Annotated in this window: 14 protein-coding genes and 1 riboswitch; of the genes, 4 read left to right on the forward strand and 10 right to left on the reverse strand. The window is 42.7% G+C overall.

The window, feature by feature from the left end:
• Nucleotides 1–598 precede the first annotated feature (598 nt).
• Nucleotides 599–2,941: a fatty acid cis/trans isomerase gene (locus B2248_RS04750; RefSeq protein WP_273182754.1), complete on the forward strand. Its 2,343-nt coding sequence runs from the start codon at nucleotides 599–601 to the stop codon at nucleotides 2,939–2,941.
• A gap of 8 nt (nucleotides 2,942–2,949) precedes the next feature.
• Here B2248_RS04750 and hpnC read toward each other — a convergent pair whose 3' ends face one another.
• Genes hpnC through B2248_RS04770 form a run of 4 tightly spaced genes read right to left on the reverse strand, consistent with a single transcriptional unit; the run spans nucleotide 2,950 to nucleotide 6,520 of the window.
• Nucleotides 2,950–3,828 carry a squalene synthase HpnC gene (gene hpnC / locus B2248_RS04755; RefSeq protein WP_273182752.1) on the reverse strand — a complete coding sequence of 293 codons (879 nt, stop codon included), beginning with the start codon at nucleotides 3,826–3,828 and terminating at the stop codon, nucleotides 2,950–2,952.
• Between the two features lie 10 nt (nucleotides 3,829–3,838).
• Nucleotides 3,839–4,492 carry an HAD family hydrolase gene (locus B2248_RS04760; protein ID WP_007146064.1) on the reverse strand — a complete coding sequence of 218 codons (654 nt, stop codon included), beginning with the start codon at nucleotides 4,490–4,492 and terminating at the stop codon, nucleotides 3,839–3,841.
• 1 nt (nucleotide 4,493) lies between these two features.
• Nucleotides 4,494–5,201 (reverse strand): bifunctional 2-polyprenyl-6-hydroxyphenol methylase/3-demethylubiquinol 3-O-methyltransferase UbiG, encoded by a 708-nt coding sequence (gene ubiG / locus B2248_RS04765; protein ID WP_273182749.1) that lies wholly within the window; start codon nucleotides 5,199–5,201, stop codon nucleotides 4,494–4,496.
• Nucleotides 5,198–6,520 carry a TRZ/ATZ family hydrolase gene (locus tag B2248_RS04770; protein WP_273182747.1) on the reverse strand — a complete coding sequence of 441 codons (1,323 nt, stop codon included), beginning with the start codon at nucleotides 6,518–6,520 and terminating at the stop codon, nucleotides 5,198–5,200. Before B2248_RS04770 ends, ubiG begins: the two co-directional genes overlap by 4 nt.
• Before the next feature lie 102 nt (nucleotides 6,521–6,622).
• Between B2248_RS04770 and mtnA the strand changes: the two genes are divergently transcribed.
• Genes mtnA through B2248_RS04785 form a run of 3 tightly spaced genes read left to right on the forward strand, consistent with a single transcriptional unit; the run spans nucleotide 6,623 to nucleotide 9,254 of the window.
• Nucleotides 6,623–7,681 (forward strand): S-methyl-5-thioribose-1-phosphate isomerase, encoded by a 1,059-nt coding sequence (gene mtnA / locus B2248_RS04775; protein ID WP_273182745.1) that lies wholly within the window; start codon nucleotides 6,623–6,625, stop codon nucleotides 7,679–7,681.
• Nucleotides 7,678–8,352 carry an SDR family oxidoreductase gene (locus tag B2248_RS04780; RefSeq protein WP_273182743.1) on the forward strand — a complete coding sequence of 225 codons (675 nt, stop codon included), beginning with the start codon at nucleotides 7,678–7,680 and terminating at the stop codon, nucleotides 8,350–8,352. The genes mtnA and B2248_RS04780 overlap by 4 nt, the downstream gene beginning before the upstream one ends.
• A gap of 14 nt (nucleotides 8,353–8,366) precedes the next feature.
• A complete protein-coding gene (locus B2248_RS04785; protein ID WP_273182741.1) occupies nucleotides 8,367–9,254 on the forward strand; it encodes a hypothetical protein in 888 nt (295 codons plus the stop codon).
• On the opposite strand, the gene B2248_RS04790 is transcribed toward B2248_RS04785, so the two are convergent.
• From B2248_RS04790 to cysB, 6 genes are all read right to left on the reverse strand, one after another.
• A complete protein-coding gene (locus B2248_RS04790) occupies nucleotides 9,243–9,905 on the reverse strand; it encodes an HAD family hydrolase (protein WP_273182739.1) in 663 nt (220 codons plus the stop codon). The two genes, B2248_RS04785 and B2248_RS04790, sit on opposite strands and share 12 nt — an antisense overlap.
• Nucleotides 9,906–10,517: a nicotinamide riboside transporter PnuC gene (pnuC, locus tag B2248_RS04795; protein WP_273182738.1), complete on the reverse strand. Its 612-nt coding sequence runs from the start codon at nucleotides 10,515–10,517 to the stop codon at nucleotides 9,906–9,908. It lies immediately after the preceding gene.
• 12 nt (nucleotides 10,518–10,529) lie between these two features.
• Nucleotides 10,530–10,787, reverse strand: a complete 258-nt coding sequence (locus B2248_RS04800) for a YkoF family thiamine/hydroxymethylpyrimidine-binding protein (RefSeq protein ID WP_091713279.1) — start codon at nucleotides 10,785–10,787, stop codon at nucleotides 10,530–10,532.
• 53 nt (nucleotides 10,788–10,840) lie between these two features.
• Complete coding sequence (locus B2248_RS04805; RefSeq protein ID WP_273182736.1) at nucleotides 10,841–13,000, reverse strand: TonB-dependent receptor; 2,160 nt, start codon at nucleotides 12,998–13,000, stop codon at nucleotides 10,841–10,843.
• A 66-nt stretch (nucleotides 13,001–13,066) separates the two neighbouring features.
• A riboswitch (TPP riboswitch) is annotated at nucleotides 13,067–13,171 on the reverse strand.
• Between the two features lie 88 nt (nucleotides 13,172–13,259).
• On the reverse strand, nucleotides 13,260–13,589 hold the full coding sequence (locus B2248_RS04810; protein ID WP_273182733.1) for a hypothetical protein: 330 nt from the start codon (nucleotides 13,587–13,589) through the stop codon (nucleotides 13,260–13,262).
• Nucleotides 13,590–13,634: 45 nt separating this feature from the next.
• Nucleotides 13,635–14,555: an HTH-type transcriptional regulator CysB gene (gene cysB, locus B2248_RS04815; protein ID WP_273182731.1), complete on the reverse strand. Its 921-nt coding sequence runs from the start codon at nucleotides 14,553–14,555 to the stop codon at nucleotides 13,635–13,637.
• Nucleotides 14,556–14,623 lie beyond the last annotated feature (68 nt).

Here is a 14,623-nt window from a genome sequence, read left to right on the forward strand (position 1 = left end):
ACCTGCCTGTGCTGGGCAACACACACCCTGTGACGAGTAATCGTGCCTGCATGGCTGGCTCACATCACTTGCTTGTCACTAACAAAAAGCAACGATAAGCAATGTGTCAGAGATTGCTTTGCATAGACTCCATCCTTGGCGATAAGCATTTTGAATAAGTGAAGCGACGCCGAAGGGGCGCCTACAGGGATATAAGCAATAAAGTAGATCACCGACAGGCTTTTGGATAATAGAAAAGCACATCCTAAATAATGGTGACCTTTTTTATTGTCTGTAATCTAGATATATGACCTACTTTGAACGAAGTCACTGCCAATCGCTCTGCATGGACGGCATACAGCATATCCTGGTAAATGTTAATGAAGTTAATACAAAGAAAGCGCTCATCAATAGACAAAGTTCTTTGATCATTACAAATGTTGGTTCGCTTGAGAATTTCTGCTGGATGTTTATCAACGGGGGTATATAGAAAGTTAGTGATAATAGTTGTTACTTGGGTATTGGCGATAGCCTGAATTCTTCACTTAGGTTAACCAGCCTGTCACTAATTTGAAGTAAAATATGAGCTTTAAAATATTAGAATTTCGCAAGGCGATTAATGTACAAAACACTTATTTACCTTTTTATCGCCTGCTTAGTGACGGCCTGTTTAGATGACACTCAAGAGCTTGAGCTCAATAATAATTTACCACTTCCACGTACAATAGATGTTGATTACGCTTCTGAGATAAAACCGATTATTGAAGAAAAATGTGTTGCTTGTCACGGCTGCTTTGATGCGCCATGCCAGTTAAAAATGGAATCTACAGAGGGATTCCTGCGTGGTGCCACCAAATTAAATGCTTATGATGGGACAAGGAAGGAGCCTATTACACCGACACGCTTATTTATAGATGCTCATTCGCAAGAAGAATGGCAAGAAGCAGGTTTTCATTCGATTATTACCGGGCATGATGCACAAGCTAGCTTGTTATATAGAATGTTAGCTCTGGGAAAAACTCATCAATTTAAAGACAATAGTAAGTTACCGGATGATCTTGATATTAGTATTCGCCGAGATAACCAATGTCCAACCGTCGATACGATTACTGAATATGAAGAGAAACATCCTCTAACAGGGATGCCATTTGCCGTCTCCGGACTTACAGATGAGGAATTTTCGACAATCAGTGGTTGGTTATATCAGGGCGCTAAAGTCAATATAAATGAGGTTAAGCTAAGCCAAAAAGAATTATCAGCAATAAAAAAATGGGAAACATACCTTAATCAAACATCTAATCCGCGTAGGTTAGTTTCCAGGTGGCTTTTTGAGCACCTTTTTCTAGCTCATCTGTACTTTGAGAACCAAGGTCAAAATACCCATTTCTTTGAACTTGTTAGATCCTATACACCGACAGGTAAGCCAATTTCAATTGTAAAAACCCGTCTTCCAAATTCTGATCCAGGACAGCCAATTTATTACAGATTAAGATTAGTAAAAGGGATTACTGTTCATAAACGTCACATAACATTTTTGTTTGATGAGAAGCTAAAAAAACATATAGAGCAACTCTTCTTCTCAGAGCCATGGCAAATAAATACTATGCCTGGTTATGATTATGAAGATAGAGCTAATCCCTTTTTAACGTATTCTGCGATACCGGCTGAAGCCAGATATCGGTTCTTGCTGGAACATGCCGAATATTTCACACGAACGTTTATCAGAGGCCCTGTTTGTCGTGGTCAAATCGCAACAGATGTGATCCGTGATCAGTTTTGGGTGATGTATCAGGATCCAGCCAATGATCTTTTCATCACTGATCCTAGCTATAGGAAAAAAGTAGAGCCAGTTCTAGGTTTGCCTGGACAGGACGACAACCTGACAGAGGCAAAAGAGAATTGGGATAAATATAAAGATAAACGCAATGCTTATTTATCTTTAAGAGATCAACATTATCGAGATGCACCGATAAACTGGACTTCGACTAATGCTATCTGGGACGGCGATGGCAGTAATACTAATGCGTTTCTGACCGTGTTCAGGCACTTCGATAATGCCAGTGTTGTTAAAGGTATGGTGGGACAGGTTCCTCAAACGATTTGGTGGATGGATTTTCCATTATTTGAGCGAACATATTATGAGTTAGTCGTTAATTTTGATTTATTTGGCAATGTAGCTCATCAACTTCAAACGCGGTTATATTTTGATTTAATCCGTAATGGTGCCGAGCATAATTTTCTTCGATTATTGCCTAAAGACAAGCGAAAGTCAGTGTTGGAGGATTGGTATCAAGGTATGGGCGTAGTCAAAACTTACTTCACCTATGCACCGCTTGATGTTGATAGTAGAACTGCTGAAAAATTCTCGTCTGAGGATACCAAAAATGAGCTGGCCAATCGATTATTAAAGCAATTTACTCAGGTTAACGCTGCTGCAAACGATGCGATTAATCGTTGTCAGAATCAGCAATGTTTCAGGAAGTCACAGACTGACTGGATACAAAAAGCTGATTCACGGTTAAGTCGTATAACGGAAGCTACATTTAAGGAAAAGTCAGGGCTACAGTTCTTGCCTGAGTTAACATTTATACGAGTCAAACATGGTGATAAAAGAACAGTTTACTCTCTAATACGCAATCGTTATCACAGTAATGTGGCCTTTCTCTTTGGTGAGTCACTTCGCTATAAACCTGAAAAAGACAGTTTAACGGTTTATCCGGGAATTGCCGGAAGTTATCCTAACTTTATCTTTGATATTAATGCTGAGGAACTGGAACCGTTCGAGAAAGCCTTGATGAAAGCGACATCTGAAGAAGCATTTGATGCCCTAGTACTGAAGTGGGGTGTCCGCAGAACACATCCGCAGTTCTGGCAAATTTTTCATGATTTCACTCAGTGGCAACGTGAACACAATCCGATTGATGCGGGGGTATTCGATGCAAACCGCTATGAGAATCTTTAAACCTGATTTTAGCGGCGTTTTAAGTGCGTTTTTGAGAGACTGAACAATAAAATTTTTAACTGTGTTCTGCGTGTTAATCTTGGTCGGCTCAATATGTTCTCGTCATCTTGTGCCGATAATTTGTTTAATGTTTCCAGTCCACCCAATGTCATTGCTCTGATCTCCCAGCCTAGGCGTCCCTTAATACCATTACCGAGTTCCAGGCCTTCATTCATGAGAGCCATCGTTTGTTGAAATAAATGACGAAGCAGAGGTGCTAATTTCCGGCTATTTGCCAGGGTAATGTCATCCTCATTCAGCCCAGCCTCTGTAAGCATCTGCTGGGGGATATAAATGCGGTTGTTTTCCTGTTTGTCTTGCAGGATATCCTGATAAAAGTTAATCAATTGTAACGATGTGCAGATGGCGTCAGACTCTACTAACTGTTGTTGTGTTGGCTGACCATTTAAGTGTAGTAATAAACGACCTACAGGATTAGCAGAACGTTGACAGTAATGCAGAACTTCTTCCATTGTCTGATAGCGGTTTTTGACAACGTCCTGCATAAAAGCCGATAACAAATCATCAAATAAATAGATGGGTAACTGAAAGTGTGTGATCACATCATCAAGAGCAATAAAGATCGGATCATCACCTGTGTATGAACCATCACTTATCTCAGTGAGATGCGAACGATAGTTTTGTAGCTTGGTTATTCGTTCTGCTTCGGTGAGCTGACCTTCATCAGCATAATCATCGGCAGTGCGAGCAAAGGCATAGATAACAGCAATCGGTTTTCTTAACCTTTTATGAAGTAAAACTGAGGCGACAGGAAAGTTTTCGTAGTGCGACTTTGCAAGTTTTAAGCAGAAATCATAAGCAGCAGCCAGATTTTTATTCGTTGTCATAACGCAATAGTTAAATCCAGTTGAGGATTTCTTCAGGCTTATAAATCGTGGCTTTCGCCTGCCACGTTTCAGGTTGGTCAGTACTTTTTAAATAACCGTAATGAGCGATGAGCGTATCCATATTCACAATATTCCCGGCCTCGATATCGCGTTGGGCATCGCCGATATATAAGCAGTTTTCTGGCTTTACGGCAGAGGCGTTACATGCAAATAACATCGGATCTGGATGAGGTTTGCTATTGGCCGTGGTATCTCCACTCACGATACAACTCGCTCGCTGACTCAGCTTTAATGCCTGCATTAAAGGATCGGTCAGAAATGCAGGTTTGTTAGTAATCACTCCCCATTTCAATCCTGCTTTTTCTATGGTTTGTAGAACATTTTCCATACCGTCAAAGAGCCTGGATTCCCGGTTGATATGGTGACGATAAAGTTCAATAAATCGTGTTTGTATCGACGTATATTCAGGATTTTCAGCTGATATCCCAAAAGCGAGTTTGATTAATCCCGGACTACCATCGCTGGCCACAGGGCGAATTGTTTCGAGAGGCAGTGGCGATTTATTGTATTCAAGCAAAACCTGATTAAGTGCGTAAGCTAAGTCTGGTGCGGTATCAACAAGGGTGCCATCCAGATCAAAAAAAACAGCATCGTATTTTGCCATATCAGATTTTTTTGCAGTGGATGAGGTAGTTTACCTTGACGTCGTTTCCAAGACTAAATTGACGCGTCAAAGGATTGTAATTCATTCCTGTCACATCTTTGACTTTCAGTCCAGCTTGGCGGCACCAGGCAGATAACTCAGCTGGACGAATAAAGCGTTTATAGTCATGGGTGCCTTTCGGCAGCATTTTCATAATATATTCAGCGCCAAGCACAGCCAGAAGATAGGCTTTGGGATGACGGTTTAATGTGGAAAAGAACACATCACCACCCGGTTTAACTAATGCTGCACAGGCACTGATGATAGAGGCTGGATCCGGCACATGTTCTAACATTTCGAGGCAGGTAACGGCATCATATTGTTCTTTATTTTGCGCTGCCATCTCTTCTGCAGTGATCTGTTGATAATGGATTGTCAAACCTTCTTCCAACGCATGAAGCTTGGCAATATTAAGTGGCATCTCGCCCATATCAATACCAGTGACATGGGCCCCACTTTTTGCCAGCGCTTCTGAAAGAATGCCACCACCACAACCAACATCAATCACGTTGGCATTTTTTAATGATGTTCGCTCTGCGATATAAGCCAAACGAATTGGATTAAGATCATGTAACGGTTTCGATTGACCTTCCAGATCCCACCAACTGGATGCTAAGGCATCAAATTTTGCTACTTCATTTAAGTCGACGTTTGCTTGTTTTTGGCTCATTGACCGAGTGATCCTATTTTTATTGCCCATTGCTGAGCATCTTGGATAATTTTTGATTCGTTTAATGTTGTTAGTTGACGAGAATTGAGTAGCTGTTTGCCGGCGACCCAAACATCGGTGACTTTATCTCGACTGGCGGCATAGACCAACTGAGATACGACATCAAAAACAGGCTGTGTTTCGATATCCGATAACTTCACCGCAACGATATCAGCTTGTTTTCCCACTTCGAGTGATCCTATTTCCTGGTCTAGTCCTAATGATCTTGCCGCATTGATAGTCGCCATTTCTAGCGCATTATGAGCAGGCACCGCGGCAGCATCTTTGGCTACTGCTTTTGCAAGTAAAGCTGTTTGACGCATTTCTGCAAACATATCCAGATCATTATTTGAGGCAGCGCCATCGGTGCCAATCGTGACATTAATATTATTTTTTTGCAGTTCAGCAACGGGGCAAAAGCCACTGGCCAGTTTTAAATTAGATTCGGGACAATGAGCGATGTGAACACCCGCTTCGGCGCACCATATGATTTCTTGGTCATTAAGTTGTGTCATATGCACAGCGAGTAGTCGGGGCGAGAGCAGGCCGATTTGTTTCAAACGCTCAAGCGGCCTAACCCCAAACTCTGCAACGCTCTGTGATATTTCATCTGCTGTTTCGTGAATATGCATACTGATCGGCATATCCATTTCTTCAGCATTGGTAATGATTTGCTCCAGTGTTTTGTCTGCGACAGTGTATGGGGCATGCGGTGAATAAATCGTATTAATCCGTGGGTGATGACGATAGTGATCGTGTAATTGATGGCCTTTATGTAAATATTCTTCTACTGAGCTGGCCCAGTTTGTCGGAAACTCAATAACAACAATACCTAGACTGGCTCGAATACCTGATGTATCAACAACTCTGGCCGTGGCTTCCGGAAAAAAATACATATCGTTGAAATAGGTAGTGCCACCCCGAATCATCTCTGCAATGGCCAGTGCACTGCCCGCTTCCACAAACAGATCGCTAACAAAGGCTTTTTCTGCGGGCCAGATATGATCGTTCAGCCAAGTCATTAAAGGTAAGTCATCAGCCAGTCCCCTAAACAGCGACATGGGGGTATGGGCATGGTTATTGATTAAACCAGGTATTAAACAATGCTCATTCAGATCATGAGTCGCATTGGCTGAGTAAAGCTGTTTTGCCTGTTGCTGTGGCAGAAGCGCTAAAATACGTGCATCCTTGATAATGATGGCGTGGTTTTCTAACACGGTCTGGTCTTCAGTGACGGGGACTAACCAGCGTGCGTTAATTATCAGATCGACATTTTCCATAGGGTTTGATTATACCGTTGAGCTGAATGAAAACCTATTCTAATCAATTATCATGACAAACCAATCACAACTAAAATTCATCAAGCATCACAGGAGCTTGTTTTGACCAAACTATTGCAGACTATTGAGCCAATTTTATGGCGTGATGAACGACTTCATTTATTGGACCAACGTGTTTTACCACATAAAGAAAATTGGTTGGAATTTCATGATTCCGATGCCGTCGCTGAAGCCATTAAAACGATGGTGGTTCGTGGTGCCCCAGCTATTGGTGTGACTGCTGCTTATGGTGTGGTGTTGGCAGCAAGAGAAGCTTGGTTTAGTGCTGGAGAAAACTGGCAGGAGGCAATCAATCCACCACTCAAAAGATTAGCTGCATCACGTCCTACCGCAGTGAATCTGTCGTGGGCGATTGATCGTATGAAGACGGCCTCTGCATCACTGTCTAAATATGAGTCACCAGAACCCGCCTTGTTAACATTTGCTCAGCAGATACATCAAGAAGATGTTAAAGCCAATAGAACCATGGGGCAATATGGAGCTGACTTGCTGGATAATGACAGTATTGTGCTGACACATTGTAATGCTGGTGCGCTTGCCACTGCTGGTTTTGGCACGGCCTTGGGCGTTATTCGGCAAGGTTTTATCGATGGAAAAATTGAGCATGTTTACGTGGATGAAACCCGTCCATGGTTGCAAGGTAGCAGACTGACAGCATGGGAGCTTATGCAGGAAGGCATTCCTATGACCTTACACGCCGATGTAGCTGCAGGCGCGTTGATGGCGAGTGGTCAATTAGACTGGGTCATTGTTGGCGCTGACAGAATTGCCTCAAATGGTGATACAGCCAATAAAATTGGTACCTACTCATTAGCCGTATTAGCGAAATATCATGGGGTGAAACTGATGGTGGTGGCTCCCACCACAACGATTGATTGGTCAATTGATAATGGGAGTCAGATTCCGATTGAACAACGTACGGGTTCAGAAGTCTCAGAAATAGATGGACGTCCGATTGCACCTTCAGAGGTTCATGTATCGAATCCGGCGTTTGATGTCACACCGGCAGAATTAATCGATGCCATTGTGACAGAGTCAGGCGTGGTAAGGTCGCCTTCAAAAGAAAATATGAAGCAACTCAAAAGTGAGGAGGAAAAATGACACAAACAGCATTAGTGACTGGAAGTAACCGGGGAATTGGTTTAGAACTCTGCCGTCAGCTTGCCGCAAAAGGCATGCATGTTATTGCAACCTGCCGTAAAGCCTCATCTGAATTAACGTCCCTGAATGTCGAAATTATTGAAGATGTGGAAGTCAGTGAACCTAAAAGCTTAGCAAAACTGGCTGATTCATTAGGGAACAGAAAAATTGACTGGCTAATCAATAATGCGGGTATTGCCGGTGGCATTGGTCTTGGTCAAATTGATGATAATGCGATCGATGATTTTGTCAGAATGTATCGCGTTAATAGCCTTGGACCATTACTGACCACTCAGGCTTTATTAAATCATCTGGGACAGGGCAGTAAAGTTGGTATTATTACCAGCCGCATGGGCTCGATTGATGATAATGACTCGGGTGGTAGTTATGCGTATCGAATGTCGAAATCAGCGGTGAATGCCGCCGGGAAATCATTATCAATTGATCTCAAACCCAAAGGCATTGCTGTCGCCATCCTGCATCCAGGTTGGGTAAGAACGGATATGACCGGACATGGTGGATTGATTGATCCAGATGAATCAGCAGCAGGTCTCATCCAACGTATGGAAGAGTTAACACTCGAAACCAGTGGCACTTTCTGGCATACCAATGGTGAAAAATTACCTTGGTAATACAGCAACGTTAGATGTATTCGTATCCTGAATTAACTGTTGAGCAGCAGGCGACATTGCCGGTGTTACGTGCACCTGCATTAGCCTTGGATGCACAATTTCCTGATAGCACGCACCAGCTTTGGCAGTGTGATACCGCTGATGGCATGATGATCTTAAAAGTCTGTCACCAATCGCGAGTGCAAGACTCAACGTTTTGGCTGGGGATGAATAATCTGTTTCAACTCGACTTTCCACAGTCTTTAGCTCGTACCCAAATCATCAGTCAATTTCTACAACGAGAGGGTGGTTTTAGCATACCCGATGTCGTGGCTGAACAGGCACGGCAGTATGTATTGGTGCGTTACCTTGATGGGACGGATCTGACAGCAGAAAAGATCGACAATACCATGTTGACGCAGCTTGCTCATCACTGGGGCAAACTGCATCAACAAATATCATCTCAATGGGGTTGTCTCGATAACCCCGTATTCAATGCGAATGATTGGCCTGTGCGACTGGAGCAGACGATTCAGTTTTTATCTGGCCGCAGTGATATCCCGATCCCTGCAGATACGTTAAAACTTAGCCATGAACAATGTCGAAGACTATCAGCTCAACAGTTTGTGCCGATCATGCCGGATTTTCGCTGGGACCAACTGCGCCAGTGTGAAAATCATCAATTAGCCGTGGTGGATTTGGATGCCTTTGTCAGAGCACCCCGTGAAGTTGAGTGGGTAATACTGGAATATCTGCTGAGCCCTCAGCAAGCGAAACATTTTGTCGAAGCCTATTCACAATATCAGCCCATCCCTGATCTTACGAACTGTCGCTTAAGTTACCGTTTACTTTTGTTTTTGATGAATATTCTTGGTGAAACCGATTTGCGAGACTGGCTTGAGCAGCCCATCTTATTTAAATAAATCACGCAGCTCTTGAATGGCAAGCCCGTTTAGACTCTCCAGTTTTAAGGCGGCAACATCATAGTGTGGTAAGTGATAATTGGCTTTTGACGGAACAACAACAGTGCGGATACCGGCACCAATAGCGGCCGTCATACCGGTGACGGAATCCTCAAAAGCGATGGTATGGTTTGCTTGAGCGTTAATGCGTTCCAGAGCCAGTTGATAGATAGCAGGATGGGGTTTGCCTTGTTCCACGTGATCATCGGCGACATAACTATCAAATAATGCTGTGATATCTAGTCTTTCCAGTACCACAGGAACAAGACGAGCCGGAGCATTAGTCGCTAGACCAATTTTCAGCTTATGTTGTTTGAGTTGTTCCAACAGATCATGAACACCCGGCAGTGGCTGGCCTTGCGTGGCGGTTAATAAGGCAACTTCATCGATGACATCATTTTCGACTTTTTCCATGGCGTCCTGACTGAGTGACAGGCCTGCATGATGCAGCCAGAATTCGGTTGCTTCGCGGGTAGTCATGCCCATAGTTTTAGCCGATAGCGCATCGGTGATTTCAATACCAAGTGCAGAAAATACACGTTTTTCAGCTTGTTTCCAGAAAGGCTCTGAGTCAATCAGCAGCCCATCCATATCAAAAATAACAGCTTGCATTTAGTGAGTCCGAGGTATCGGCTGTTTATGGTAGAGCTTGATCCAGTTGGCAAAACCTATCATTGCCAGCACGGTGTAGATTGAGAATAACACCACGGTGGCATAGTAACCCGTTTGGAAATACAACACGACGGATGCCGCATCAATAATGATCCAATAAAACCAGTTTTGCAGCACTTTTCTGGCCATCAACCAGGTATTCATTACAGAAAAGACGGTAATGCTGGCATCAAGGTAGGGACGTTGTGAGGCTTCATTCTTGTCCAGATAATAAGCCAGCAGAAAGCTGATGATGGTGCCTGATACAACAAATAGTAAGTTGGCATTAAATGACCAGTTGTGAATTACCAGCTCATCATTATTTTGCTGATGTCGCCGCCACAAAACGAAGCCATATACTGCCATGCCCATATAATAAAAATTGAGCAAAGCTTGCATAGGGAGCTGACCTTCCCAAAATAACACGGTATAGATCAGCGTACTGATAAACGCCATGGGCCAACACCATTGGGATTCCCGAGCCGCCAGAATGACATAAGCCATACCCAGCAAGGCAGCAAATACTTCCCAGCCCGATAACGCCAGCAGGCCATTAATCATGGCATCTATCATGAGTCTTTTCGCCTAATCTTCAACGTGGTAACGATCGTTTCCGATCATTTTCAATACAAATACACTGTGTGGTAACTGTTCAAAAACAGCTTCAATCTCGGCATCCATGGCATCCATGACATCACGGTATTCACCAAAGATTTGTGTGCTCAGATTATTCCGTGAAATATTCAGCTTTGGATTGTCTTCCAGCTTTTTAATAAATGCCAGAATAGGCTCGACAAATTGCTCGGTGAGTGGGTAGAGACTGATATCAACAGAAACACGCATATATGATTCCTTAAAAAAATAAAAAGAGGGCTTAGATAAGCCCTCTAGTCTGATTAGTAGTCGTAGCTAAGCGTTAGACCAACAACTCTTGGATCACCGTATTGGGTGTAGGTTTCTTCAGCATAAGATTTTGATGGGTCAATACCAAAGTAAAAGCCACGAGTGTAGTAGTCTTTATCGAATAAGTTACGTCCCCATAAGGTGACTTTCCATTGATCCTTTTTGTATTCGACACTGGCATTGTATAGAACATAAGAGTGTGATTTTGCATTGTGGCTGTTTGAGTAGTAAAACTCATCTTTACCTTCCATATTCGCTTTAAAAGTCCAGCCTGGAGCAAAGTAATACTCCCCTCCCAGATTAAATTGGTAGGCAGGTGCGTGGGCAATTCTGCGACCGCTTAGTTTAGTGCCTTCTTCTAATAACCTGGGATTTTCATAATCTTCAAGTTTTGCATCCAAAAGCCCTAGAGAAGCAATCACACGATATTTTTCGTTAATGGACCAGTCTAACTCTGCCTCAAGACCGATGTTTCTAACTCTGTCAGCATTCACAAAATAATCAACAAAGTCGGTACCACTGCCAGATGTCTTCGGTACTCGAATCGAGCTTTTTATTTGGGCATCGCTTCTACGTGTATAGAAGGCTGTAATAGAAGTGATAAGGTCTCCATCAAGCCAAAAAGATTTTAAACCAGCTTCAAGGTTCCATAATGATTCAGTATCAAAAGAACGTAGATCATCGCTGATTCTAGGTTCGACGTTTATACCTCCAGCTTTGTAACCTCGAGATAAAGTCGTGAAGGCCATGTGATCCTCATTAAGATGATATTCAAGACCTAACTTTCCACCAAACATCCAGTCGTTTGGATCATCTTTAAGTCCTGCAGAATCTTTATAGTCTGCATCCCAATACTCAGCGCGTAACCCGCTAATTAGTTTGAGATCTTCTGTCAGAGCAGTATCCAATTGACCATATACAGAGGTGTTTAGCGTTTTATAGGCATTTTTTGTGACAAATCCTGTTACAGCATCACTATTAATAGCATTTGAATAATAAGTACGATCCAAGTTCTGACGTTGTTCTGAAATATATAGTCCAACTGTCCAATCCGTAGTATCAGCAAAAATACGTCCATTCTCATTTGATAATGCACGGAATTCTAAAGCGGTGTTTTCACGTTTACGTTTGTATTGATCAAAACCACTATAAGGACATGTGAACGCATCGTTAGAATCATCGGAATCTATACAAGTGGCATCAACTGGAAATTGAGATTTATACGACCAGTCATCATCGTAACTGTATTCAAGATTTGACTTTGAATAGCTAAGACTAGATTGTAATTGGACTCTGTCATTCGCTCGGTAGTCGGTCTTTAAAGCAAATGCATTAGTATTTTGAGCATCTTTACCGGGTTGGTCAGACAGGCTATTACGGCTGTTATCAAGCGTGAATGCATCGTAACCATTGTCTATATTTAGATGTAATACATTAAGATCAATAGTCAGGTCATCAGTGGCAAGCCATTTTAGGTGGCCTCTGGCAGTGATTTCATCACGGTTTTGGGTATTATCTCTACCTAAAAAGTCGTTATCCATGTAGCCATCAGACTTATAGCTATGAACAGAAAAACGACCAAGTAAAGTATTATCAATTAACGGGCCTCCAACAGCGATGCCTTCAGCATGAGTATTATAAGTGGCTAAAGTTGATTCAAACTTCATAGCAAGATCATTTGTCGGTTCAGTACTTTTCAAGTTGATGGTGCCGGCCATTCCATTTGCACCATAACGTGTGCCTTGAGGACCACGCAAAATCTCGACTGACTCAATATCAAATAGAGTTGCTGCACCACCACTTCGGCTAAAGTCGATGCCATCGACATACAAACCTACCGAAGGGTTGAGTGGGGCTTGGAACTCACTCCGTTCACCAATGCCACGAATCTGGAAAAATTGACCTCTTGATGCACCGCTGGAGAAGTTGACGTTAGGAGCAAGATTAATCACGTCCTCAATATGCTGAGCACCACGAGATTCAATAGTGTCTTCATCAATCGTGGTTAAACTTATCGGTGTGTCATGTGCATCGTTAGGACGAAAATCAGCACTGACGATCATTGATGGTAAGTCAGCAGGGGTGACTTCCGCTAAGGCCACTGGCGATGACATAGCCGTTGAAACCGCTATGGCAAGTGTTTTTACTTTCATGGTTATCCTTTTTTGAATCAAAAAGGACAGGGGAATAAATCGAGAGACACCAATGCGGTGTAGATGAAGATCTATTTCAGCCTGTCCCTACGCCAGTATTAACTGGATCAGGTTCATCGGGTCCGCTCTTTAAACGAGCATCTCAGGCTTTCGCCACCCCGAGGCATCATTCCTTATATTTCTGCAGTCACATCCTGTGAATAGTCATTATTCTATTGTAATTACACTCTTTTTTCTAGCAAGAAACTTATCACGGTATTTATTTGGCAGGTTTGATACTGGCTCTGCACTGAGGGCATACACGTAGACGGCTGTTGATACGTTGCGTGGCGATTAAATCTTGTTGTGTTTCATAACAACGAGGGCAATAGAATACCGACTCCTGACCACGACGATAACAACCAGAAGGTGCATCAAATTCAGGTTTAGCGAGATATTCACCCGATAATAATGTATCGGGTAAAACAGTCACTAATTGCTCAATTTCAGACTTCAGTTCAGTCAGTAAATAGTGATGCTCCGCGGGAATAATGTTTTCAAGCTGCTTTATTAGCTGTCGTATTTTGGTATGGGAAGGTGTTGTGTTCATTGATGATCCCAGTGAAAGTGAACTAAACAGATTATCTTGCCAGATTTAAAGACTGATGGCTTTTTCAACAGTCTTTTTATCAAGATGAGCCGCAAAAAATTCGATAAAGGCATACATATAACTTCGAAGATAACTGCCTTTACGAATGCCCATGTGGGTAACACTTGGTGGAAACAAATGTCTGGCATCCAGTGCCTGCAGAGGTGCATCTTTGTCAGGATCAAATGCCATGCTGGCGATAATCCCAATCCCCATTTCTAACTCAACGTAGGTTTTGATGACGTCGGCATCTGTCGCCGTAAAAATAACGTTAGGATGTAAGCCTTTTTCAATAAAGGCCTGATCTTGTTTGGCACGGCCAGTAAAGCCCATCACATAAGTCAGAATTTCATATTGCGCGATATCTTCCAGACGTAACTTTTTCACAGACAATAACGGGTGTTCAGGCGGAACAACAACACAACGATTCCATTCATAACAAGGCAGAATAGCCAATGATTCGAATTGAGCAAGCCCCTCTGTTGCAATGGCCAAATCGATTTTGCCTGTCGCTGCCATTTCGCCGACTTCGGTCGGCGTGCCTTGCACCATATTTAAATGAATATTCGGGTAGTGTTCTGAGAATTTTTTAATGGCACTAGGTAAGGCATAACGAGCTTGGGTATGTGTTGTGCCAATCGATAAAGTACCAGAGTGCTCGGTTTTACTATCCGCCACCAACTGACGAATATTGTCGACATCCTGCAAGACTCTTTCAGCCATCTCGATGACCGACTGACCAATTGGAGTAATGCCTGTTAGTCGTTTGCCATGACGTTCGAATATCTGTAATCCAAGCTCATCTTCCAATAACTGTACCTGGTTACTGACACCGGGTTGTGAGGCGTGTAATGCATTTGCTGCAGCAGAAATACTCAGATCCCTTCTGGCAATTTCTCGGACGTATTTTAGTTGTTGAAGCTTCATCTATATATGATTTAGTTATAAAGATAGTCAATAATATTCATTGATAGAATATTACTCTTTGGTAAACT

Source organism: Methylophaga sp. UBA2012 (assembly GCF_002335235.1).
Taxonomy (GTDB): Bacteria; Pseudomonadota; Gammaproteobacteria; order Nitrosococcales; family Methylophagaceae; genus Methylophaga; species Methylophaga thalassica.

Excerpts from the sequence above, each read along its gene's own strand:
- B2248_RS04750 (WP_273182754.1), top strand. The coding sequence starts at position 599 with ATGTACAAAACACTTATTTACCTTTTTATCGCCTGCTTAGTGACGGCC.
- hpnC (WP_273182752.1), bottom strand. The coding sequence starts at position 3,828 with ATGACAACGAATAAAAATCTGGCTGCTGCTTATGATTTCTGCTTAAAA.
- B2248_RS04760 (WP_007146064.1), bottom strand. The coding sequence starts at position 4,492 with ATGGCAAAATACGATGCTGTTTTTTTTGATCTGGATGGCACCCTTGTT.
- ubiG (WP_273182749.1), bottom strand. The coding sequence starts at position 5,201 with ATGAGCCAAAAACAAGCAAACGTCGACTTAAATGAAGTAGCAAAATTT.
- B2248_RS04770 (WP_273182747.1), bottom strand. The coding sequence starts at position 6,520 with ATGGAAAATGTCGATCTGATAATTAACGCACGCTGGTTAGTCCCCGTC.
- B2248_RS04780 (WP_273182743.1), top strand. The coding sequence starts at position 7,678 with ATGACACAAACAGCATTAGTGACTGGAAGTAACCGGGGAATTGGTTTA.
- B2248_RS04785 (WP_273182741.1), top strand. The coding sequence starts at position 8,367 with ATGTATTCGTATCCTGAATTAACTGTTGAGCAGCAGGCGACATTGCCG.
- B2248_RS04790 (WP_273182739.1), bottom strand. The coding sequence starts at position 9,905 with ATGCAAGCTGTTATTTTTGATATGGATGGGCTGCTGATTGACTCAGAG.
- pnuC (WP_273182738.1), bottom strand. The coding sequence starts at position 10,517 with ATGATAGATGCCATGATTAATGGCCTGCTGGCGTTATCGGGCTGGGAA.
- B2248_RS04800 (WP_091713279.1), bottom strand. The coding sequence starts at position 10,787 with ATGCGTGTTTCTGTTGATATCAGTCTCTACCCACTCACCGAGCAATTT.
- B2248_RS04805 (WP_273182736.1), bottom strand. The coding sequence starts at position 13,000 with ATGAAAGTAAAAACACTTGCCATAGCGGTTTCAACGGCTATGTCATCG.
- B2248_RS04810 (WP_273182733.1), bottom strand. The coding sequence starts at position 13,589 with ATGAACACAACACCTTCCCATACCAAAATACGACAGCTAATAAAGCAG.
- cysB (WP_273182731.1), bottom strand. The coding sequence starts at position 14,555 with ATGAAGCTTCAACAACTAAAATACGTCCGAGAAATTGCCAGAAGGGAT.